At 33.8% G+C, this 23,748-nt stretch carries 19 protein-coding genes; 7 read left to right on the forward strand and 12 right to left on the reverse strand.

Features of this window, described 5'->3' with window-relative positions; genetic code table 11:
* A complete protein-coding gene (locus QM746_RS08135; RefSeq protein WP_414983755.1) occupies positions 1-1,350 on the forward strand; it encodes a RagB/SusD family nutrient uptake outer membrane protein in 1,350 nt (449 codons plus the stop codon).
* 127 nt (positions 1,351-1,477) lie between these two features.
* On the opposite strand, the gene acs is transcribed toward QM746_RS08135, so the two are convergent.
* From acs to QM746_RS08180, 9 genes are all read right to left on the reverse strand, one after another.
* Entirely contained in the window at positions 1,478-3,385 is a 1,908-nt protein-coding gene (gene acs / locus QM746_RS08140; protein ID WP_414983756.1) for an acetate--CoA ligase, read from the reverse strand.
* 28 nt (positions 3,386-3,413) lie between these two features.
* A complete protein-coding gene (locus QM746_RS08145; protein ID WP_414983757.1) occupies positions 3,414-5,306 on the reverse strand; it encodes an AMP-binding protein in 1,893 nt (630 codons plus the stop codon).
* Between the two features lie 36 nt (positions 5,307-5,342).
* On the reverse strand, positions 5,343-5,708 hold the full coding sequence (locus QM746_RS08150; protein WP_414983758.1) for a response regulator transcription factor: 366 nt from the start codon (positions 5,706-5,708) through the stop codon (positions 5,343-5,345).
* Positions 5,705-8,377 (reverse strand): ATP-binding protein, encoded by a 2,673-nt coding sequence (locus tag QM746_RS08155; RefSeq protein WP_414983759.1) that lies wholly within the window; start codon positions 8,375-8,377, stop codon positions 5,705-5,707. The genes QM746_RS08150 and QM746_RS08155 overlap by 4 nt, the downstream gene beginning before the upstream one ends.
* Entirely contained in the window at positions 8,370-8,564 is a 195-nt protein-coding gene (locus QM746_RS08160) for a hypothetical protein (protein ID WP_414983760.1), read from the reverse strand. The genes QM746_RS08155 and QM746_RS08160 overlap by 8 nt, the downstream gene beginning before the upstream one ends.
* 93 nt (positions 8,565-8,657) lie before the next feature.
* Complete coding sequence (locus QM746_RS08165) at positions 8,658-8,885, reverse strand: DUF6814 family protein (protein WP_414983761.1); 228 nt, start codon at positions 8,883-8,885, stop codon at positions 8,658-8,660.
* A 150-nt stretch (positions 8,886-9,035) separates the two neighbouring features.
* Complete coding sequence (locus tag QM746_RS08170; protein ID WP_414985136.1) at positions 9,036-10,568, reverse strand: MFS transporter; 1,533 nt, start codon at positions 10,566-10,568, stop codon at positions 9,036-9,038.
* A gap of 118 nt (positions 10,569-10,686) precedes the next feature.
* The gene (locus QM746_RS08175; protein WP_414983762.1) at positions 10,687-11,955 is read right to left on the reverse strand and encodes a hypothetical protein; all 1,269 of its coding nucleotides are present in this window, start codon (positions 11,953-11,955) and stop codon (positions 10,687-10,689) included.
* Between the two features lie 95 nt (positions 11,956-12,050).
* Positions 12,051-12,470: a transposase-like zinc-binding domain-containing protein gene (locus QM746_RS08180; RefSeq protein ID WP_374360615.1), complete on the reverse strand. Its 420-nt coding sequence runs from the start codon at positions 12,468-12,470 to the stop codon at positions 12,051-12,053.
* 227 nt (positions 12,471-12,697) lie between these two features.
* On the opposite strand from QM746_RS08180, the gene QM746_RS08185 reads away from it, so the two are divergent.
* The 5 genes from QM746_RS08185 (at position 12,698) to QM746_RS08205 (ending at position 20,034) form a co-directional block, all read left to right on the forward strand.
* Complete coding sequence (locus QM746_RS08185; protein WP_414983763.1) at positions 12,698-13,597, forward strand: aspartate carbamoyltransferase catalytic subunit; 900 nt, start codon at positions 12,698-12,700, stop codon at positions 13,595-13,597.
* 184 nt (positions 13,598-13,781) lie between these two features.
* Entirely contained in the window at positions 13,782-14,864 is a 1,083-nt protein-coding gene (locus tag QM746_RS08190; RefSeq protein ID WP_414983764.1) for a carbamoyl phosphate synthase small subunit, read from the forward strand.
* A 70-nt stretch (positions 14,865-14,934) separates the two neighbouring features.
* On the forward strand, positions 14,935-18,114 hold the full coding sequence (gene carB, locus QM746_RS08195; protein WP_414983765.1) for a carbamoyl-phosphate synthase large subunit: 3,180 nt from the start codon (positions 14,935-14,937) through the stop codon (positions 18,112-18,114).
* Positions 18,115-18,253: 139 nt separating this feature from the next.
* On the forward strand, positions 18,254-18,871 hold the full coding sequence (locus tag QM746_RS08200) for a DUF2911 domain-containing protein (protein WP_414983766.1): 618 nt from the start codon (positions 18,254-18,256) through the stop codon (positions 18,869-18,871).
* A 119-nt stretch (positions 18,872-18,990) separates the two neighbouring features.
* Complete coding sequence (locus QM746_RS08205; protein WP_414983767.1) at positions 18,991-20,034, forward strand: bifunctional transcriptional activator/DNA repair enzyme AdaA; 1,044 nt, start codon at positions 18,991-18,993, stop codon at positions 20,032-20,034.
* Between the two features lie 61 nt (positions 20,035-20,095).
* Here QM746_RS08205 and QM746_RS08210 read toward each other — a convergent pair whose 3' ends face one another.
* The 3 genes from QM746_RS08210 to serB all read right to left on the reverse strand — a co-directional run bounded on the left by QM746_RS08210 (position 20,096) and on the right by serB (position 21,950).
* Positions 20,096-20,383 (reverse strand): hypothetical protein, encoded by a 288-nt coding sequence (locus QM746_RS08210; protein ID WP_414983768.1) that lies wholly within the window; start codon positions 20,381-20,383, stop codon positions 20,096-20,098.
* 107 nt (positions 20,384-20,490) lie between these two features.
* Positions 20,491-20,640, reverse strand: a complete 150-nt coding sequence (locus QM746_RS08215) for a hypothetical protein (protein WP_414983769.1) — start codon at positions 20,638-20,640, stop codon at positions 20,491-20,493.
* Between the two features lie 83 nt (positions 20,641-20,723).
* Positions 20,724-21,950: a phosphoserine phosphatase SerB gene (gene serB, locus QM746_RS08220; RefSeq protein WP_414983770.1), complete on the reverse strand. Its 1,227-nt coding sequence runs from the start codon at positions 21,948-21,950 to the stop codon at positions 20,724-20,726.
* Between the two features lie 243 nt (positions 21,951-22,193).
* Between serB and QM746_RS08225 the strand changes: the two genes are divergently transcribed.
* Positions 22,194-23,747, forward strand: a complete 1,554-nt coding sequence (locus QM746_RS08225; RefSeq protein WP_414983771.1) for an aldehyde dehydrogenase family protein — start codon at positions 22,194-22,196, stop codon at positions 23,745-23,747.
* Position 23,748 lies beyond the last annotated feature (1 nt).

The following is a 23,748-nucleotide window of genomic DNA, read 5'->3' on the forward strand; positions in this document are numbered from 1 at the left end:
ATGAAAAATATAAAATATATAATTTTAGCTTTATCTGGTTTTTATCTGGTTACCTCTTGCGATAGACAGTTAGATGTTACTCCAGAACAAAGTATTGTTACCGATAAGGTAATCTCTACCCCCGAAAACATCAATAATATTTTGATAGGAACCTATGCCATCACTGGCAGAGCAGATTTATTAGGTGGAGACGTTCAGATGTATGCAGATCTTCTGGGGAATTCTAATTATTTGTATTGGTATGGTACTTATGCCTCGCTTAGAAACATCTACACCAAAAGCATAGTTTCAGATAATGCTTATGTAAGGGATACTTGGCAATACGCTTACAAAGCAATTTATCAAACCAACGTAATATTGGATAACTTAAATGTAGTAACAGATGCAGACGATAAAAAGAGAATTGAAGGAGAAGCTAAATTTTTAAGAGCTATTAATTATTTTGAATTAGTAAGATTCTATGGCAAGCAATATATTGCAGGTACTAATAATACTCAATTAGGTGTTCCAATTATTTTAGATAGCAAAATAGATTTTAGTGGAGATTTATCTGTAGCCAGAAATACCGTAGAAGAAGTTTATGCTCAGGTTATAAAAGATTTAACCGAAGCTATTACAAAATTACCATCAGACAATTCTTACTACGCAGACGAATATTCTGCAAAAGCCCTTTTGGCAAGAGTTTATCTTCAAAAAGGAGATTATGTTAATGCAAGAGCTATGGCCAATGATGTAATAGAAAATAGCGGGAAAATTTTAACAGGAACCTACGATGCTGCTTTCAATACCGGCGAAAATACTTCAGAAGATTTATTTGCAATGCAGGTTACTTCTCAATCCGGAATTAATGATTTGAACACTTTCTATGCAGACGAAATCTACGGTGGTAGAGGTGGAGATATTGCTGTAAGAGACGAATATGTAGATCTTTTTGAAGCATCCGACGTAAGAGGAGATTTTTTCTATTATAACGGTTATGGAGACAGATTAACTACTAAATTCAAAAATCAGTTTGGTAATTTACATGTCATCAGATTAGCAGAGATGTATCTGATAAGAGCCGAAGCTAATTTAACACTAGGAACGTCTGTAGGAGCTACTCCGGAAGATGATGTAAATGAAATTAGAAACAGAGCTCACGCAAGTTCTCTTTCTGTAGTTACGCAAGCTGATATTATGGAAGAAAGAAGTAGAGAATTAGGTTTCGAAGGTTTCTTAATTCATGATATCAAACGTACAAAAGGAAGTGTAGGCTCTTTAAGTTGGAATAGCGATAAATTGGTTTTCCCAATTCCGCTTAGAGAAATGCAGGTAAATAATAAATTGGTTCAAAATCCTGGTTATAACTAAGATTTTTTAACTTTATAAAACCAAAGCCAGCGAAAAAATTCGCTGGTTTTTTTATGAATTATCCTAAATAAAAACCTCACCAAAATTAGTGAGGCTTTCAATCAAATTAAATTAACAAACTATAAGTTTAAATTCTTTCATTTTTAATTTCATCTACAATTTCTGGGTTTAGAAGGGTCGTGGTATCACCGAAATTACTAAAATCTCCTTCGGCAATTTTTCTCAAAATTCTACGCATAATTTTTCCAGAGCGTGTTTTTGGCAATCCCGATACAAATTGTATTTTATCTAACTTAGCAATAGGCCCAATAGTGTCCGAAATCAACATATTAATTTCTTTTCTTAAATTTTCTTTGTCTCTTTCTTCACCAGATTCTTTCAAAATTACAAAACCATACAGTGCATTTCCTTTAATGTCGTGAGGAAAACCTACTATTGCAGATTCTGCAACAGCCGGATGCAAGTTGATGCTGTCTTCAATAGGTGCAGTTCCTAAATTATGACCCGAAACAATTATTACATCGTCCATTCTACCTGTAATTCTGTAATAACCTACTTCGTCTCTCAAAGCGCCATCTCCCGTGAAATATTTACCTGGAAATGCAGAGAAATAAGTTTCTTTATAACGTTGATGGTCTCCCCAAATGCTTCGGGCGATTCCTGGCCAAGGAAATCTAATGCAAAGCGCTCCGTCCACTTGATTTCCAGTAATTTCGTTGCGTTTTTCATCCATTAAAACCGGTTGAATTCCCGGAAGTGGAAGTGTAGCATACGTAGGTTTAGTAGGGGTGACAAAAGGAAGTGGAGAAATCATAATTCCGCCAGTTTCGGTTTGCCACCAAGTATCTACAATTGGGCATTTTTTCTTGCCAACATGGTCGTTGTACCAATGCCAAGCCTCATCATTGATGGGTTCTCCTACCGAACCAATTACTCTAAGACTAGATAAATCATGTTTTTCTACCCAACCAGAAGATTCTTTAGCTAAAGAACGAATTGCAGTTGGTGCTGTATAAAATTGGTTAACTCTATGTTTCTCTATCACTTCCCAGAATCTGTCTGGTTCTGGATAAGTAGGTACACCTTCGAAAATTACGGTTGTAGCACCATTTAAAAGTGGTCCGTACAGAATATATGAGTGTCCTGTAATCCACCCAATATCTGCGGTACACCAATAGATATCGTTTTCTCTATAATTAAATACGTTTTTGAAGGTATATGCGGTGTAAACCATGTATCCTGCGGTAGTATGAAGCATTCCTTTTGGTTTTCCTGTAGAGCCAGAAGTGTAAAGAATGAATAAAGGGTCTTCGGCATCCATTATTTTAGTCACAAAATCTGCGGAAGCTTGAGGGTAATAATCGTCTAGCAAGAAATCTCTACCGTCTTTAATTTTGATTTCTGTATTGGTTCTTTTCACCACCAAAACTTTTTCAACTGTAGGGCATTTTTCTACTGCTTCGTCTATAATTCCTTTTAAATCAATAGCTTTGTTTCCTCTGTAGCTTCCATCAGAAGTAATAATCATTTTTGCTTCGCAGTCGTTAACTCTAGAAGTTACCGCAGATGCCGAAAATCCTGCAAAAATTACAGAATGTACTGCTCCCATTTTGGCGCAAGCCAACATTGCCACTGCTAATTCTGGAATCATTGGAAGATAAATACAAACTCTATCTCCTTTTTTGATGCCTAATTCTGTAAGAACGTTTGCCATTTTGCAAACTCTTTCGTGGAGGTCTTTGTAAGAGATGTGTTGCGCTTCTTCGTTAGGATTGTTGGGTTCCCAGATGATGGCGGTTTTATCTCCTCTTAAATTAAGATGCCTGTCTAAACAATTTTTGGTAATATTGAGTTTGGCATTTTTGAACCAAGTGATTTTTGCCTCTTCCATATCAAAATCTACCACTTTTGTCCATCTTTGGTACCAAACAAAATTTTCGTCTGCTACTTTATCCCAGAATTTTTTAGGGTTTTTGATGGATTTTTTGTACTGTTTGAAATAATCTGGCAGATTGTCTATTACATAATTCTTCATGATTGTTTCTATTTTTTTTAAATTCAAATTATTTTCGGTATTCTATAAATTTTTCTTCTAATTCTGCTATAATGGTTTCGTCGTCTATTGTAGAAGGAATTTGAAATTCTTTACCATCAAGCATTGTTCTAATCATTTTTCTTAAAATTTTTCCAGAACGTGTTTTTGGTAATCTTTTCACCACTACAATATTTCTGAGACAAGCTACAGCGCCTATTTTTTCTCTTACAATATTTATTACTTCTTTTTCTAAATTCTCTTCAGAAATGTCTACGCCAGATTTTAATACAGCTAAACCAAATGGAATTTGTCCTTTTAGTTCGTCTTCAATTCCTACCACGCAACATTCGGTAACATCTTTGTGTCCAGAAACGGCTTCTTCCATTTCGGCCGTAGAAAGTCTGTGTCCTGCAACATTTATAATGTCATCAACTCTTCCCGAGATAAAAATGTAATTTTCTTCGTCTTTAATTGCTCCATCGCCAGAGAAATAATAACCTGGGAATTTTGCTAAATATCCGTAATGAAATCTCTCGTAATCTCCCCAAATTCCTAATAAAGCACCTGGAGGAAGCGGAAGTTTTATCACTAAATAACCTTCGTGGTGAGGTTCTAATTCGTAGCCTTCTTCATCGAAAATTTTTATATCATATCCCGGAATTGGTTTTCCTGCGGAAGCTCTTTTTACTTCTGCTGCTTCTACACCAGGCATTAAGCTCAGCATTGGCCAGCCAGATTCTGTTTGCCACCAATGGTCTATTGGTGTAATTCCTACTTTTTCTTCGTACCAATCTAATGTAGCAACATCGCATCTTTCGCCTGCGAGAAACTGAGTTCTAAGGCTAGAAATGTCATGTTTTTTGATGAATTCGCCATTTGGGTCTTCTTTTTTAATAGCTCTAATTGCAGTAGGAGCAGTGAACATTACAGAAACTTTATATTCTTCAATTACACGCCAAGTAGTGCCTGCATCTGGTGTCATAATTGGTTTTCCTTCGTAGATAATAGAAGTATTTCTATTAAAAAGTGGACCGTAAATAATAAAACTATGTCCAACTACCCAACCAATGTCTGATGCAGCCCAAAAAACTTCTCCTTCATTGAGTCCATATATGTTTTTCATCGAAAATTTAAGAGCGGTAGCGTATCCTCCAGTATCTCTTACCACACCTTTTGGTTTGCCTGTAGTACCAGAAGTGTAAAGAATATATAATGGATGTGTAGATTCTACAGAAACACAATCTGCAGGCTCAGATTTTTCTAATAATTCTTGAAAATTAGTGAGTTGAGGTTCATTTTCCCAATCTACTTTGTTGCCCCAAAGTTGTCTGTCGAAAACCACAATATTTTCGGGTTTGTGAGCAGATAATTCGTAAGCTTCTTTTACAAACGGAAGATAAGGAACTCTTTTTTTAACTTCTACACCAGCACTTGCTGTGATGATTACTTTTGGGTTACAATCGTCTATTCTTATAGCTAATTCGTGTGGAGCAAAACCTCCAAAAACTACAGAATGCGTTATCCCAAGTCTTGCACAAGCAAGCATAGCATAAGCAGCCTGAGGAATCATTGGCATGTAAATAACTGCGGTATCTCCTTTTTTTAGACCAAGAGATTGCAAACCTCCTGCAAATTTTGAAACATTTTCTTGCAATTCTTTGAAGGAAATCTTCAGTTTAGTATCTGTTACCGGCGAATCGTAAATATAAGCAATCTGTTCTCCATAACCATCTTCTACATGTTTATCTACAGCAAGATAGCAAGCGTTCAGTTCGCCATCTGCATACCAGACAGGGTAGTTGTTTTCTCCTTCAGAGAGAATGTTTTGAGGTTTTTTAAACCATTGAATGTTTTCGGATTGTTGTGCCCAAAATTGTTCCTTGTTTTCAATACTATTGAGGAACATTTCATTCGCTTTCATTGTGTTGGTGTTTTTTAGGTTAATATGTATTTGTTTTTATGTTTCTAATAATTCATCTATTTGTTGAGTTAATTTTTTAATGGAATAAGGTTTTGTAACATAAGCATCTGCGCCCAATTTTAATCCTTTTTCAATATCCGCAGGATTGGTTTTGGCAGATAGAAAAACTACTTTGCAATTTTTCAGTTTTTCTTGTTTTCTTATTTCCTGTATTGTGGTATATCCATCTACATTTGGCATCATTACGTCTAATAAAATTACGTCTGGAATTTCTTCTTTTAGTAATTCTAAAACTTCTGAGCCATCTCTTGCAATAAATACTTCATATCCATTTTTTCTAAAAGTATATTCCAGCGTCATTACAATTTTGTGTTCGTCATCTGCAATTAAAATTTTTCTCATACAGCTTCATTTTTGTCATTATTCATTAATATATTTATTGTTACTCCAATCTCTTTGTTTTCGGCAAAAATTTTACCTTGATGTGCATTGATGATGTTTCTACAAATCGCCAATCCCAATCCTGTGCCAACAGGTTTTCTAATATTTTGATGTTTAGATTGATAAAATTTGTCGAAAATTAATTCAATATCTTCAATAGGAATGTTTTTTCCAGTGTTAAAAATTTCAATTTTTAAGAAATTGTCTTTTTCTTGAAATTTTGCTTGTATCATGCCTCCATCTTCCGTGAATTTATAAGCATTTCCGAGTATGTTTTGAAATACCTGAATAATTCTTGCCTCGTCATAAAAATATTCATTTTTATTCAATAAATTAATCTCAGAATGATGAATTTTTTTCTGTTGGATGAGATGATAAATAGGGTTTAAGGCTTTATGATAAGTATCTATAATGTTATTTTTTTGAATGTTTAATTTAATCGTTCCAGATTCTAATTTGTCTAAATACAGAATATCGTTGATGAGTTCGTTCAATCGGTCAGATTCTGTAATAATGTTGTTTAGGAAATCTTTTTTGATGTCTGTAGGAATTTCGTCGTCATCCAAAAGTATTTCTCCGGCAGCTTTTATTGCGGTAATTGGAGTTCGGAGTTCGTGCGTTACAGAATCCAAAAAATCGTCTTTTTGTTTATCTTTTTCTATTAAGCTGCTGTTTGCAGAGCGCAAATCGTCCGAAAGTCTTCTCAATTGTCTGGATTGTTCGGTTAGTTTTCGGTTTAAAGTGATGTTTTCTTTGCTTTCTTCTAAAATTTTGAGTACTTCGGGAAGAGAAATTTTGTCTTCTTTGGTTACACTTTCAATTAATATTTTTGCCGAAGCATTGCCAATTCTCCCCGAAAGTAAATTCTCCGAAAATTTTATAAATCTAGAATCTGCGGTGTCATTTTCATCATCGATATTGTATTTTAAATTGAAAATTTTAAGCGCTTGTCTGGTTTTTTTGTCTCCCAAAAATCTCACCAAAATTCTTCTAATATCCGAAACATTCGCTTTTCCTTTCCAGATGTAAGCTCCTTCGTGGTTTTTGATATATTTGTTAATATCCACATAAATTTCGGCGTAATTTCTTTCTCTGTAATTTCCTTTAGAACTCACCGAAATAATGCTAAAAAGTGCTGAATTTGCCAAAATACTCCAGAAAAATACTTGCGGAATGGTTTCTAAATAAGGAATTCTGAAAAAACTGAGAAATGATTGTTGATGTTCTGTAATATTTGGATTGATAGCTTGTAAATACTGTGGAATAATCAAGTTAAAATAACAAATAAAAACACCTGCAATTAATCCTACTAATGCGCCAGAATAGGTGCCTCTTCTCCAGAAAATTGCTCCGAAAAACGAAGGTCCAAGTTGTGCAATCAATACAAATGAAACCAAGCCAACGGAGAAAAGAGTAGATTCTAAAATTAAATATTTGTAGAAAATAAATGCGGTAACAATAAGCGAAAAAATGCTTATTTTTCTAATATTTACAATGTTTTTGTTGTTGAAAGTGTCGTTTTTTGTTTTAAAAGTATCAATCCATCCGTAAGGAATTATTACGTTGTTTGATAGCATTATCGATAGCGTGATGCTGGAGATAATAATCATGGAAATACTAGCACTCAAACCTCCCAAAAATACAATTACAGAGATTAAAACGTTTCCAAATTTCTGCGGAATGAGAATAGGAAAGAGCTCTGGATTTACATTTTGTCCGAAAAATAATATTTTGCCTCCCCAAGCTATCGGAAATACAAAAAAGTTAAAAAGCAATAAGTATAAAGGGAAAACCCAAATGGCAGTTTTTAAGAAATTTTCTTTTCTGTTTTCGATTATTGTAGTGTGGAATTGTCTCGGCAATAAAAAAATGGCAGACATAGAAAGCATAGAAGTTACCATCCAATTGAAACTTCCTTCTAAACCGTTGAAAGAGTTTCTTTTGGCGAAATCTGGAAGAAATTTTGCTTTTTCATAAATATCTTCAAAACCATTGAAAATTCCGTAAGTAACAAAAATTCCTAAGATGATGAAAAATACTAATTTTAGGAAACTTTCTACCGCTACTGCAGAAATTATTCCTAGTCTTTTTTCTGAAGCATCTACATATCTTGTTCCGTAGTACGAAGAAAAAATTGCAATAAGTAAAACCACGTAAGTTGCAGTATCTGTGAAAATATTATCTGGATTTTCGGTTTTTGTTACTAGGTGAAATGTATCGGAAATGGCTTTAATCTGAAGTCCGATATAGGGAATAATTGCCAAAATGCAAACTACCGCAATTATAGCTCCGAAAAATCTACTGTTTCCATATCTTAAAGAAATAAAATCTGCTATGGAAGAAATTTTGTTAACTCTGGAAATTCTTACAATTTTAGAATTTATCACAATCCACGCAGGAATTACGATTATTGGACCAATGTAAATCGTAAGATATTGCAAACCTTGGTTGGCTGCAACGCCAATACTTCCATAATACGTCCAAGCGGTGCAATAGACAGCTAAAGATAATGAATAAATGTAAGGATTATTAGCCCAGAAATTACTTTTTCTCTTCTCTGCCCAGAAAGCAATGAAGAAAAGAAGCGCTAAATAAAGCATAATAACCAGAAATAATTCTAAATTATTCATCAAATTTTTTAAAAATTATAAATGAAACAATTACGGAAATTAACCAAACTCCGAAAATGTAAACATAGATGATGGGAAGCCCGAAAAAGCTTTCAGATTTATTAAAAATGAGCAAAATTGGTGCGTTGAATAGTACAAAAAGTACTACACTCAAAATCACCAATTTTTGCTCGTGTCTCTTTTTCATAGTTGATAAATGATGATTACTAAATCTTTAGCAATTATCAAATTTTTAAAAATAGATGGCAAATAGTTGTTATGAAATATTTGCCATCAATAATCATTTATTTTTTGCAGAATATTCGCCTTTTAGCGCGTAAAATCCGAATACTCCTAAACCTCCTACTACAATTGGCATTAATATAAAAACGATGATAATGCCAAAAACAAGGTCTTCTTGTTTGCCTGAAGTGATTTTTGGAATTCCTAAAACGGTAAGTCCTAGATAGGCTACAAGTGCTGCTAAAGCTAACCAAATAATTCCTAATATTTTTTTAATTGCGTCCATTTTTTCTTTTTTTAAAGTTAGTGAAAATTTTTAAAATTTTGTTGGGTGATAGAAGTTGGGTGCAGGATGTTTTTTTAGTGTTAAATTTTCTACTTCAATTATTTAACATCCAACATCCAACATCCAACATCCAACATCCAACATCTGTCATTAATCTTCTACATTTCTGTCTTTTCCGTCTAAGTAAATTAAACCAATTATTAGACAGACTGCTGCTACGGCAATAGGATACCAGAGTCCTTCTAGATACCATTTTGGATGAGCAATTGCTTGTCCTGCTTTTTCTGCAACTGCGTTAGCATCTTTGGCGGTTGTTACCAAATAAGTTGCAACAGCAGGTAATAATCCTCCGAAAATACCATTACCAATGTGATAAGGAAGAGACATAGAAGTATATCTGATTCTGATTGGGAACATTTCTACCAAAAATGCTGCGATTGGTCCATATACCATTGTTACGAAAACTACTTGTATAAAAACCCAGAAAGCTAAAGTCCATTTTGTGTTGCTGTCTATTGTTTTGGTGATTTTGGTTTCTACACGGTCTTTGCCTTTGTCGTCTTTTAAAATTTGACCATTTTCTATATGTTTGGTTACCACTTCTTTTATGTGGCTTCCGTCTGCATAGAATTTTTGAGAAGTATAAATGGAATCTATTTTGGTACCTTCTAAGATTTTAACAGAAGCTTCTTTGGTTGCTTTATCGGTTATTTCTTGTTTTTTAGAAAAATCTCCCAATTGATACATTTTATCGTAAATTGGTCTGTACGAGATAATTGCGATAAACATTCCTATTAACATTATTGGTTTTCTGCCAACTTTGTCTGATAGCCAACCGAAAAGTACAAATAAAGGTGTTCCCACGAAAAGTGCAGATGCCATTAGAGAATCTACTTGTTCGGCATCAATATTCATTACTTTTTGCATGAAAGACATGGCGTAGAATTGCCCAGTGTACCAAATTACACCTTGTCCCATCACTGCTCCGAATAATGCCAATAAAACATATTTGAAATTATATTTATTCCCGAAAGACTCTTTAAGAGGATTGGTAGAAGTTTTTCCTTCTTTCTTAGCTTTTGCAAAAAGAGGAGATTCTTTCATGTTTTTACGGATGATGTAAGAAACGCCTACCATTAAAATAGAAACCCAAAAAGGAACTCTCCATCCCCAATTGTCGAATTCTTCTGAAGATAAAGAAGTTCTGGTTACCATAATCACAATTAATGAAACAAAAAGCCCAATGGTTGCGGTAGTTTGAATCCAAGAAGTCCAATATCCACGTCTGTTGTGTTCGGCATATTCTGCTACATAAGTTGCAGCGCCGCCGTATTCTCCACCAAGTGCTAAACCTTGTAATAAACGAAGAATTAATACTAAAACAGGTGCCATAAAACCAATGGTTTCGTAACTTGGGATACAACCAATTAAAAATGTAGAAAATCCCATAATTAATAAAGTGACAAGGAAGGTGTATTTTCTACCAATAATATCTCCTAATCTTCCGAAGAATAAAGCTCCGAAAGGTCTTACTACAAAACCTGCGGCAAAAGTAGCTAAGGTAGATAAAAATGCAGCTGTAGGATTGTCTGCTGGGAAAAATTTAGTAGATAAAATAACGGCTAAACTCCCGAAAATATAAAAATCGTACCATTCTATTAAGGTTCCTAAAGACGAAGCCATAATAATGCTCCATAGAGTGCTTTTCTTTTTGCGATCATCAACGTAAGCGTCGTGTTCTGCTTGTGAGTTAAATTCGTGGCTCATAATATTTTGTTTTTTTAGTATTGTTGAATTTTTTTTAGAATGAATAAGTTGCACTAACCAATGCTCGGAAATTTCCAACGTTTTCTTTTGCAGAAGTCACTTTTGCGGAAGTGTCCATTGTGCCCCAAGTTGCTGCTGTGTATTCTACTTCTGGAGTAAGTTTAAATTTATTTTCTTTAAAATCTACTCTCGCCGAAACTCTCCAAACATTATCTACAGCTCTTGTTGTTCCGTTCAAACCTCTCATGTAAAGAGCCTTGTATCCAGCATCAGAAAGTCCATTGTTTTTGGTATATCCAGCGAAAATTCCAGGTGCTATTTTTTGTTTGTTGCTTGCGATATCTAGCCAAAAAGCACTGGTTCTGGTTGGTTTATAAGAATCTATTCCGTTAGAATTGGCATAACTTCCATATCCTCCTAGCATGACAAGATGCGTGAGGTTTCCTCCAGATATTCCGTAGAATTTAGCAATAATATCATCATTCGAATATTTAAAATAGCCAAAAACGGTAGAAGAATTTAATTTTTCGTCTGAAACCAAACCTCCAGATTCGGTAACTGGTTTTAAAGATTGAAATTCTGCACCTACGCCCGCAACAATGTTTTTATTTTTGAATTGAAGTTGACCGTGTAAAGTAGGAATGGTAGAATTGAAAGAAGGAGTGTTTGGAGCAGTTCCAGTAACGGAAGAAGCAGTGAATTCTCTGTCTTTGTAGGCAACTAAATCTAAAGAAATTTTATTGGATAATTTTTGTTTAAATCTAATCTGAGAAGCCCATCCAAAAGGATTGAACATAATTCCTGTGTTGAAATTGGCAACACCAGGGAAAACTTCTGGTACAAAAGTAGGATACCACGTTTGTCCAAAGGTAAGTGATGTTTTCGTCCAGTCTAGTTTTATGGTAGCATGTCTCAGTCTGAAAAGGCCAATGCTTCCTGTGCCTGAAGTGTTGGCATTTACTTCGGTGTTTCCAAAGAAATCTCCTTCAATGTTTCCCGAAATTTTAGCTTTAAAAACATCTGGACCTTTAAATTTTACTCCAATTCTGGAAGTTACAGAAAGAAAATTGCTAGAACCTGTTGCGTTTTTGTCTTCGCCATTAGTGTCTTTTGCAACATCTAACGGATAAAGATTCAAATTATATTCTCTTACATAAGCAGATTTTCTAGAATCGAAAATGTAATCTGCTCTTGCAAAACCGTAGAGACTTACGTCCCATTCTTTTGGTTTTTCTTGTCCGAACAAAATGTTGCCGAATAATAATGCTACAACACCTGTAAGGATTGGTTGAGTTTTCTTCATAATTTTGAACATTTTTTTGTGATTTTAACACAGCTAAACTGATAATAAAAAAAACTCTGTAAAAATTTTGTATATATTTTTGTTAATTGGTATAGTTACTTTTTAAAACGCTCCCATTTAATGAGCATAAATTTATCTCCAAACTCTGTAATTATTAATCCGTTTCCTTTTAAATTTTCTTCTTTTTCGATGTATTCTGCAAGTTCTTTCTGCTTGAAAACCTTATAAGTAGCATGAAAATCTGTATGTGGTGGTTTTTTGATGTTGTACTCTTTAATCCAAGAGCTAATAGTAACGTGTGAAATACCCAAAATACGCTCTATTTCTCTTAAGCTTAGTCCTTCTAAATAGAGTTGTAGTGCTTTGGTAACATAGTAATCATCAATCTTTTTTCCTACTTTATTTACAGTGAAATAGTAGTTGCAGTTTCTACAAAAAAACCTTTGTTTTCCTTTTACAACGCCACTTTTAACAATTTCGGCGTTCTCGCATTTTGGGCAGCAAGAAATTTTCATATATACTTTTTTAGCAAAGATATACCAATTTTGCAATTAAAATGTTAAAGAAAAATAATTTTTTTAAAAAATTTTGGAAGATTTTACTTTATATGTATATTTGCAGCAATGAAACTTAACGGTTACATATCAATAGTCAATATCGGTTTTCAAACCGCAAGAATAATATTTTTTTAATCAAACGAAGTCGTATCGGCTTCGTTTTTTTTTATATTTTTTTTAAAGTTATGATAAAATTATCAAGATTAACCAAAGAAAACATTGTTGAAATTTTAGATGAAGGTTTAGATTTTGCCAATGGAAAAGTAATGAAAGCGAAAGGTGATGTTTTTGTTGCTAATTTGTTTTTTGAAGACAGTACCAGAACGAAAGTAAGTTTTGAAGTTGCTGAGAAAAAGTTAGGTTTACATCTTGTAGAATTTGATGAGAGAAAGAGCTCTATTAATAAAGGAGAAACTCTTCTCGATACCGTAAAAACTTTGGAGGCTATTGGTATTAATGTTACTGTAATAAGACATCAGCAAACCAGATATTATGATGAGCTGAAAAGTGTAGAAAAAGTAGCATTGGTAAATGCAGGAGATGGAGTGGGGCATCATCCAAGTCAGGCAATTCTAGATTTAATGACTATTAAGCAAGAATTTGGAGATTTCAAAGGCTTGAAAGTAGGAATTGTAGGAGATGTAAAACATAGTAGAGTAGCCAATTCTAATGCGGATGCGCTTAGAAGATTAGGTGCTAAGGTTTACTTTTCTGGTCCGGTAGATTGGTTTGATGAGGCAATGTTGGTAAATGGAACTTATTTACCATTCGAAGATTTAGTAAAAGAAGTGGACGTATTGATGTTGCTAAGAATTCAACACGAGAGACATCAAGAAAAAATGAAGCTTACGGCTTCAGAATATTTAAGAAAATATGGTCTTACCAAAGAGCGAGAGAAAAAAATGAAGCCAAATGCTATTATTATGCATCCTGCACCGGTAAATAGAGGTGTGGAAATAGATGCAGATTTGGTAGAATGCGAAAGGAGTAGGATTTTTAAGCAGATGAGCAATGGCGTTTTTGCAAGGATGGCCATTTTAAAATATGTATTAGAAAAGCAAGGTTTTGAATTTGTAGAAAAATAATCCAATGGATGAGAGCTCTCGGCTCTCATTTTTTTTGACAATTTTCAAATATTTATGTTGTTTTATTAAAAGTATAAAATAACTGCTAAAATTTAAAATAAAAGATTTTTTATCTTTAATTAATATTTTTTTTATAATTTTGTTCAAATTTTTTAAATAGATTAGATAAATCTTAAAAGTAAAAATGAAAAGTAAACTAGTTTTAGAATCAGGAGAAGTTTTTTTTGGCGAAAGTTTTGGAGCCAATCACGAAACAGAAGGCGAAGTGGTTTTTAATACAGGAATGACCGGCTATCAAGAACTCATGTCAGACCCTTCTTATTGTGGTCAAATTGTATGTATGACTTATCCTCTTATCGGAAATTATGGCGTAAACAGAGATGATTTTGAAAGTATTGAACCTGCAATAAAAGGTTTAATTGTAAAAGAACTTTGTGATTTTCCTTCAAACTTCCGTAGTCAAATGTCTCTAGATGAATTATTCAAAAAGAGAAATTTAGCAGGTATATCTGGTATTGATACCAGAAAACTTACCAGAATTATTAGAAACAAAGGCGTAGTAAAAGGAAAAATTGTAAATCTGGAAACAGAAACAGAAAGTGTAATTAATGATTTGAAATCTAAAAGTTTTCCTACCAATCAAGTAGAGCAAGTTTCTACAAAAACAGCATATTCTGCTCCAGGTAAAGGTTTTAAAGTAGTTTTGGTAGATTTTGGTTCTAAATTAGGAATTATAAGAGAGCTTTCTAAAAGGAATTGTGATTTGATAGTAGTTTCTCAAGATACTACTGCCGAAGAAATTCTTCTAATGGAACCAGATGGTATAATGCTTTCTAACGGGCCTGGTGATCCGCAAGACGTTCCTCATGCTTTAGAAATGATTAAAAATCTTTTAGGAAAAGTTCCAATTTTTGGTATTTGTTTGGGACATCAATTAATTGGTTTGGCTTGTGGAGCTAAAACTTATAAATTGAAATTCGGGCATAGAGGTGGTAATCATCCTGTTTTAGATTTAAAAACAAATAAAGTTGCCATTACCTCTCAAAACCACGGTTACGCAATAGACGAAGAATCTCTTAAAGATACAGATTTAGAAGTTACTCATATCGCCCTTAATGATAGGACAAATGAGGGAATAAGGCACAAAATTCATCCTTGTTTCTCTGTTCAGTACCATCCAGAAGCTAGTCCGGGTCCAGAAGATGCCAACTATCTTTTTGATGATTTTATTGAAATGATGGAGGATTTTAAAGCGAACAAAAACTAAAATTTTAATTCTTAGATAACTCTTAAATCTTCGAACTTCGGGATTTCCGATTTTCGACACCTATAATAAAATGAAAAGAAACGATATAAAAACCATTCTTGTTATTGGCTCGGGGCCAATCATCATCGGACAAGCTGCAGAATTTGATTATGCAGGTACGCAAGCGTGTCTTGCCTTGAAAGAAGAAGGATACAAGGTAATTCTCATCAATTCTAATCCGGCTACTATTATGACGGACAAAGAAATTGCAGACAAAGTTTATATAGAGCCTATTTCTTTACCTTTTGTAAGTCATATCATCAGAAAAGAAAGACCAGATGCGCTGTTGCCAACTCTTGGAGGGCAAACAGGGCTCAACATGGCGGTAGAATTACAAAATTCTGGAATTTTAGACGAATGTGGCGTGGAGGTTCTTGGTACTAAACTTTCTGCTATTAACCAAGCGGAAGACAGAGAGCTTTTCCGTGCTTTAATGAAAGAATTGAACGAACCTGTGCCAGATTCGGATATTGTACATGATGTAGATGGTGCTTTAAATTTTGCAGAAGAAATTGGTTATCCTGTAATTGTTCGTCCTGCATTTACCATGGGCGGAACAGGTGGTGGTATTGCCAATAATGAAACTGGATTAAAAGAAATTACAGCAAATGGTCTTAAATATAGTCCTGTTAATCAGTGTCTTATTGAGAAGTCAATTGCGGGTTTCAAAGAAATAGAATACGAAGTAATGCGTGATGCAAACGACAATGCTATTGTAGTTTGTAACATGGAAAACATAGACCCTGTAGGTGTTCACACGGGAGATTCAATTGTAGTAGCACCTTCTCAAACGCTTTCGGATAGAGAATATCAAATGTTGAGAAATGCTTCTCTTAAAATCATCAGAGCTTTAGGAATTGAAGGCGGTTGTAACGTTCAGTTGGCTTTAGACCCTCATTCTTTTGATTATTATATTATTGAAGTAAATCCTAGAGTTTCTCGTTCGTCTGCTTTAGCAAGTAAAGCTACAGGTTATCCAATTGCGAAATTAGCTGCTAAAATTGCAGTAGGTCTTACGCTAGACGAAATGCTAAACCCTGTAACAGGTAAAACTTATGCTTGTTTTGAACCAGCTTTAGATTATGTGGTTTCAAAAATTCCAAGATTCCCTTTTGATAAATTCGAACATGCTGATAGAAGACTTTCTACCCAGATGAAAGCTACTGGAGAAGTAATGGCAATTGGAAGAAATTTTGAAGAATCTTTGATGAAAGCTATTCGTTCTCTGGAAACGGGCATTCAGCATCTTGGTCTTAAATCTAAGCAAGCAGCAGCTTTAACTGAAGAAGAAATTGAAAGAAGAATTCGAGTTTGTGATGACGAAAGATTATTTATCATTGGTGATGCGCTAAGAAGAGGTTATGATTGGGAACAAATTGTAGAATGGAGCAAAATTGATAAATTCTTCATCTGGAAATTGAAAAAATTAGTAGATTTTGAAAAAACAATTTCTGAGAATAAATTTAATGCAGAAGTTCTAAAAGAAGCTAAAAAACTAGGTTTTTCAGATATTAATATTTCTCATCTTTGGGAAGTAACTCAGCGAGAAGTTTTCGATTTTAGAAAGAATAACGGAGTAATGCCAGTTTATAAAATGGTAGATACTTGTGCTGCAGAATTCGAAAGTGAAACACCATATTTTTATGGCTCATACGAAGAAGAAAACGAAAGCATTGTTAGTGATAAAGAAAAAGTAGTTGTTTTAGGTTCTGGGCCTATCAGAATTGGACAAGGTGTAGAATTTGATTACGCTACTGTTCATTCGGTTTGGGCAATTAAAGAAATGGGTTACGAAGCAATTATCATCAACAATAATCCTGAAACCGTTTCTACAGACTTCTCTATTTCAGATAAATTATACTTCGAACCTCTTACGGAAGAAGATGTAATGAATATTATTGAGCTGGAAAAACCAAAAGGTGTTGTAGTTCAGTTTGGCGGACAAACCGCAATTAATCTAGCGGATAAATTGGCTTCTCACGGTGTTCAAATTTTGGGTACTTCTTTAGAAGATTTAGACAGAGCCGAAAACAGAGATAAATTTGAAAAAGCTTTAAAAGAATTAGGAATTCCTCAGCCAAAAGGAAGCACTTGTTTTAATAAAGAAGATGCTTTGGTAATTGCCAGAGAAATAGGATTCCCAGTTTTGGTAAGACCAAGTTACGTATTAGGAGGAAGAGCAATGGAAATTGTATATGCCGAAGAAGAGCTTTCTAAATATATGGAAACTGCGGTAGATGTAAACCCAGAGCAACCGATTCTTATTGATAAATATATGATTGGTAAAGAACTAGAAGTGGATGCCATCTGTGATGGTGAAACGGTAGTAATCCCAGGAATTATGGAGCATATCGAAAGAGCGGGCGTACACTCTGGAGATAGTATTGCAATGTATCCTCCTCAAAATATTTCAGAAAAAGCCAATCAACAATTGATAGAATATACTGAAAGATTAGCAAGAGGTTTAAATGTAATTGGATTAATGAATATTCAATATGTACTTTTTGAAGATGAAGTATATGTAATTGAAGTAAATCCTCGTTCATCCAGAACAGTTCCTTTCTTATCCAAAATTACAGACGTTCCGATGGCAAATTTAGCCACAAAAGCAATTTTAGGAGCTAAATTAAAAGATTTAGGTTATGAAAATGGTTTAGTTCCAATTAAAGAAGGCGTTTATGTAAAAGTACCGGTTTTCTCTTTCTCAAAATTAACAAAAGTAGATATCACCTTAGGGCCAGAAATGAAATCTACCGGGGAAGTAATGGGCAAAGACCTTACCTTAGAAAAAGCTCTTTATAAAGGATTAATAGGTGCTGGTAGAAAAATGCCTTTACATGGTGCTTTCCTTTTCACAGTTTCTGATAAAGAAAAAGAAGAAGCTTCACATTTAGCAAAAAGATTGTTCGATATGGGCTTTAGAATTTGGGCAACCGAAGGAACGGCTAAATATTTTGAATCTAAAGGAATTACCACCAAAATTGGATATAAAATTCACGAAGGAGATGTTAATCTGATAGACTTAATTCAAAAAGGAAAAGTTCAGTATGTTGTAAATACCACAAAATCTGGTAAACAATCTGAAAGAGATGGTTTCCAAATTAGAAGAAGTTCTGTAGAAAACGGTGTGCCATGTTTCACTTCTATGGATACCGTAGCAGCTTTGGTAAAGGTAATAGAAAGCATGAATTTTAAAATGGAAGCAATGTAAATCTACTTTGTCAAAGTTTTTGCGAAGCAAAGAAATCTTTGACAAAGTTTTTATAATATAAAACCTTTAAGATGTAGAAATCTTAAAGGTTTTTTGTTTGAAAAATATTATCTTTAGCAAAAATTTAAAAATTAAAAACATGTTAAAAAGAATTTCACTTTTCGCATTTTTAAATATTGCATTGTTAGGATTTTCTCAGCAATACAACATTCCTGCTGTTAGTCCGAGACAAACAATAGACCAGCAATTTTCTATTACCAAAATTTCTGTAGATTACGGAAGACCAGCCGTAAAAGGAAGAAAAATCTTTGGTGAATTGGTGCCTTTCGGGCAAGTTTGGAGAGCTGGAGCTAATGAAGCTTCTAGAATTACTTTTGGGCAAGATGTAATTTTTGGCGGACAAAAAGTAAAAAAAGGAACCTATGCATTGTATGTAGTTCCTCAAGAAAAAGAATGGAAAGTAATTCTTAATAAAGGCGTAAACAATTGGGGAGCTTATACTTATGATGCCAAAGACGATGTGGTTTCAACTACAGTTCCTGTGAAATACGTAAACGATAAGATGGAACGTTTTACCATTAATTTTGAAGATATTACAGACGAAAAACTTAATTTGGTCTTTGAGTGGGATAAAACCAGAGCAGATGTTCCTGTGGAAATTCAAAACGTTGAGGAGACGCTTCAAATTATCAATCATTTGAAAGATATTAAAAAAGTAGAAGGCGAAATAAAAAAGAGGTTTGAAGCTAAGAAATAAATAACAGGCTGTCTCTTTCTGAGGCAGCTTTTTTCTTAAAAAAATACTTGTTCATTTTTCGGTTGTGCTTCAAAATTATAAAATCTAGTTTTGTAGCATTCAATTATCAATTATCATTTATGAACTTATCAAACAATATGATGTATAATGCTTCTTTCAATAAAGATGCAAGTTTCGAGGGTATTTTTTGGATGGGCGTTAAAACTACAGGGATTTTTTGCAGACCCACTTGTACTGCCAGAAAACCAAAACCAGAAAATGTAGAATTTTTCAGCAACACCAAAGATGCAATTTTGAAAGGTTATCGTCCGTGTAAAGTTTGTAAACCATTAGAAAAATTGAACGAAACACCAAAATATATTCAGGAAATTATTGATGAATTGGTAGAAAATCCTTCTTTAAAATTTAAAGATTACGATTTGGTAAAACGCGGAATAGAACCAGCTAAAATGAGACGTTGGTTTCTTAAAAATCATGGAATTACTTTCCAAGCGTATCAAAGAATGTTTAGAATTAACTCCGCTTTTAAGAAAATTCAAAAAGGTGAAAGTGTTACAGAAGCGGCTTTTAACAGTGGTTACGAAAGTTTAAGTGGTTTTGCAGAAAGTTTTAAAAATGTTTTCGGTGTTTCTCCTAAAAATTCTAAATATCAAAAAATTATAGATTTGAAACGCATCGGAACTCCACTCGGAACAATGTACGCTGCAGCTACGGAAAACGGAATTTGTATGCTGGAATTTACAGACCGAAAAATGCTGGAAACAGAACTGAAACATCTTTCTAAATCTTTAAATGCTAATATTGTACAAGGTGAAAATCCAAATTTTGTGATTTTAGAAAAACAACTTTCTGAGTATTTTGAAGGAAAAAGGAAAGAATTTACAGTTCCTCTTCATTTTGTGGGAAGTGATTTTCAAAAACAAGTTTGGGAGATTTTAATGAAAATTCCTTACGGACAAACTTGGAGTTATGCCAAACAAGCTGAAATTTTGGGAGATAAAAATAAAGTGAGAGCGGTTGCAAATGCCAACGGAATGAATAAAATTTCAATTTTAGTTCCTTGTCACAGAGTTATAGGTAGTGATGGAAATCTTACTGGTTACGGTGGCGGAATTTGGCGCAAACAAAAACTTTTAGAGCTAGAAAAAGCAATTTTGTTTTAAAAAAAAGGAGAAGAATAAAAATTCTTCTCCAATTTTGTGTTAAGTAAAAATATAATGACCATCAATTGTGTTTCGTTCTATAGATAGTTTTGTCTAATTGTCTATCTTGTCTTGCTATATTTGCTCTTTCTCTTGCGGTAACTTTTCCGTCTGCTAAAGCGTATCTTTTTGCTTGTTTTACATCTCTAGCTTGCCTTTTTATTGCTACAGCTTCTCGTGGTTTTATTTCGCCAGACTTTATGCCTTGGGCTGTTCTCTTTCTTTCGCCTCTTAAATTCCAATCTTCTCTTTGTTGAGCAAAACTTATTGTTGAGATTAAAACTGCGGTTGCTATAAATAAATTTTTCATATTAATATTTTTGTTGGTTTGTACTTCTTTGATTAAAAGAATCAACTAAAGTTAAATATTAAATTGAAAAAAGTAATTAACTATTTGTTAATCAATGATTAAATTTTTTAGATGCAACCTTTTAGAGCATTAGCTCCCCAAATAATGGCAATAAGTGAAATGGTTCCTTTTACCGAAAAAAATAAAATCCCTATCCAACCGTATTTTTTAAGAATGCTTTTCCATTTAGGAATTTTTTTCTCTTCTTGGTTCTCCATTTCCTAATTGTTTTTACAAAAATATTGAATTAATTATTTAACATAAAAATTTCTCGATTTATATTATCTATCGAAGAGAATGTTTAAAAATCTTCATTAATATGTCTGTCTCTAAATCCTAAAAAGTATAAAACGCCATCTAGGCCGATAGAGGATATAGATTGTCTTGCGTTTTCTTTTACCTTTGGTTTTGCATGGAAAGCAATTCCTAAACCAGCAATGTTAAGCATAGGCAAATCATTTGCGCCGTCTCCTACAGCTATTACTTGGTCTAATTCTATTTTTTCTACTTGAGCTAAAAATTTTAATAATTCAGCTTTTCTTTTTCCGTCAACAATGTCTCCTAGATGTTTCCCTGTAAGTTTTCCATCAATAATTTCGAGTTCGTTAGCATAAAGATAATCTGCTCCAAAACGTTTTTTGAGATAATTGCCAAAATAGGTAAAACCTCCAGAAAGAATTGCAATTTTATAACCGCATTTTTTCAACGTGTGCATTAGTCTATCAGCGCCGTCCATAATTGGTAAATTGTCTGCAATTTCTTGCATTACAGATTCGTCTAAACCTTTTAAAAGAGAAACTCTTTTTTTGAAACTCTCGCTAAAATCTAGTTCGCCACGCATTGCAGCTTCTGTAATTGCTCTTACTTCTTCGCCAGCGCCAGCTCTTTCTGCTAATTCGTCTATTACTTCGGTTTTAATAAGTGTTGAATCCATATCAAAACAGATTAATCTTCTGTTTCTACGGTAAATATTATCTTTTTGAAATGAAATATCAATATCTAATTCGCCACTCAAATTCACAAATTTTTCGTGAATTAAATTTAAGTTTTGAGGAGTACCACGTACTGAAAGTTCTATGCAAGACCTATTCTGAGAGTCGTCTTCACTGTCTAGCGAAATTCTTCCTGTTAAACGTTTTATGGTGTCTATGTTTAAGCCTTGTTCTGCTATAACTTTGGTAATTTGTGACAGTTGATTGGCTTCGATTTTTTGTCCTAAAACTGTAATTACAAAACTTTCTTTTCCTTGTCTTTCTACCCAAGCATCGTATTCTTCTCTTTTGATAGGTGTAAATTTTGCATTAACGCCCAATTCATAAGACTTGAAAAGCAAATCTTTCAAAATATTTCCCTGCATTTCTGGGTCTAATCTGAAAAGTATTCCTAATGATAAAGATTGATGTATGTTAGCTTGTCCAATGTCTAAAATAGTAGCATTATGTTTGCTAAGAATTTCTGTGAGAGAAGAAGTTACACCAGGCTTGTCTTCGCCGGTAATGCTCATTAATACAATTTCGTGTTTTGTCATTTTTATGAATTAGGAAATATTTTTATGCAAATGTATTATTTTAATCCCAAAAATAAGTGATATGTTAATGGAGTTTAAAATAGAAAGTAGATATTTTATTTTCCGTTGATGTGTTTTTTAAATAATTATTGTTGATTATTGAATTGAATTCAGTAAAAAGAATTTAAATGTTTGGTTTTTCGTTACTTTTTTTAGGGGTGTTGTTAAATATTTTTATATTTACCACATTACAAAATCAGTAAAATGTCGAAGAATAATAAAAATTTCGGAATAGAGAAAGTCCATAAAAATTTAGGAATAAAAAGTGAAAACAAAGGAACTTCTACAGGTGGAAAATGGTTTGCAACAGGAAAAATAATCGAAAGTTATTCTCCAGTTGACGGTAAGTTAATAGCCAAAGTAACTTCTTCCTCACCAAAAGATTACGAAAAAGTAATCTCCGAAGCCGAAAAAGCATTCAAAGAATTCAGGTTGATGCCTGCCCCAAAACGTGGTGAATTGGTAAGACAATTCGGCGAAAAATTAAGAAAAAATAAAGAAGATTTAGGAAAATTGGTTTCCTACGAAATGGGAAAATCTTTGCAAGAAGGACTTGGTGAAGTGCAGGAAATGATAGACATCTGCGATTTTGCAGTGGGTTTGTCTCGTCAGTTACACGGTTTTACCATGCATTCCGAAAGATTCGGGCACAGAATGTACGAGCAGTATCATCCTCTAGGAATTGTAGGAATTATTTCTGCTTTCAATTTTCCGGTAGCAGTTTGGAGCTGGAATACAGCGTTGGCTTGGATTTGTGGTGATGTTTGCATTTGGAAACCTTCAGAAAAAACGCCTCTTTGTGGAATTGCTTGTCAAAATATTATCTCAGAAGTTCTTAAAGAAAATAATTTACCTCAAGGAATTTCTAATTTAGTAATCGGGGATTCCGAAATTGGAGATTTAATGGCAAAAGATACCAGAATTCCTCTTATTTCTGCAACTGGTTCTACCAAAATGGGGAAAATTGTTGCTCAAAATGTTGCAGCGAGATTAGGGAAATCTCTTCTGGAATTAGGCGGTAACAATGCGATTATTGTAACGCCTGATGCAGATATTAAAATGACGATAATTGGAGCGGTTTTCGGAGCGGTAGGAACTGCAGGGCAACGTTGTACTTCTACCAGAAGGTTGATTATCCACGAAAGTATGTACGAAAAAGTGAAAGACGCTTTGGTTGCAGCTTACGGACAATTAAAAATAGGAAATCCTCTTGACGAAAGCAATCATGTTGGTCCTTTAATCGATAAAGAAGCTGTAAAAATGTACGAAAATGCACTAGAAAAAGTGGAAAAAGAAGGCGGAAAACTTATCGTAAAAGGTGGCGTTTTAAAAGGAAAAGATTATGAAAGTGGTTGTTACGTAAAACCTGCAATTGTAGAAGCGGAAAATCATTTTGAAATGGTACAACACGAAACTTTTGCGCCAATTTTATACTTGTTAAAATATTCTGGAGATGTAGAAAATGCTATCGAAATTCAGAATGGTGTTGCTCAGGGTTTATCTTCAGCAATTATGACGAATAATTTGCGTGAAGCCGAAAAATTCCTTTCTCACGCTGGTTCAGATTGCGGAATTGCCAATGTAAACATCGGAACTTCTGGTGCAGAAATTGGTGGCGCTTTTGGCGGAGAAAAAGAAACAGGCGGTGGAAGAGAATCTGGTTCTGATGCTTGGAAAGTGTATATGCGAAGACAAACCAACACCATTAATTATACCACTAATTTACCTTTAGCACAAGGAATTAAGTTTGATTTGTAGA

The sequence above is a fragment of the Cloacibacterium sp. genome (assembly GCF_047601505.1).
Classification (GTDB): Bacteria; Bacteroidota; Bacteroidia; order Flavobacteriales; family Weeksellaceae; genus Cloacibacterium.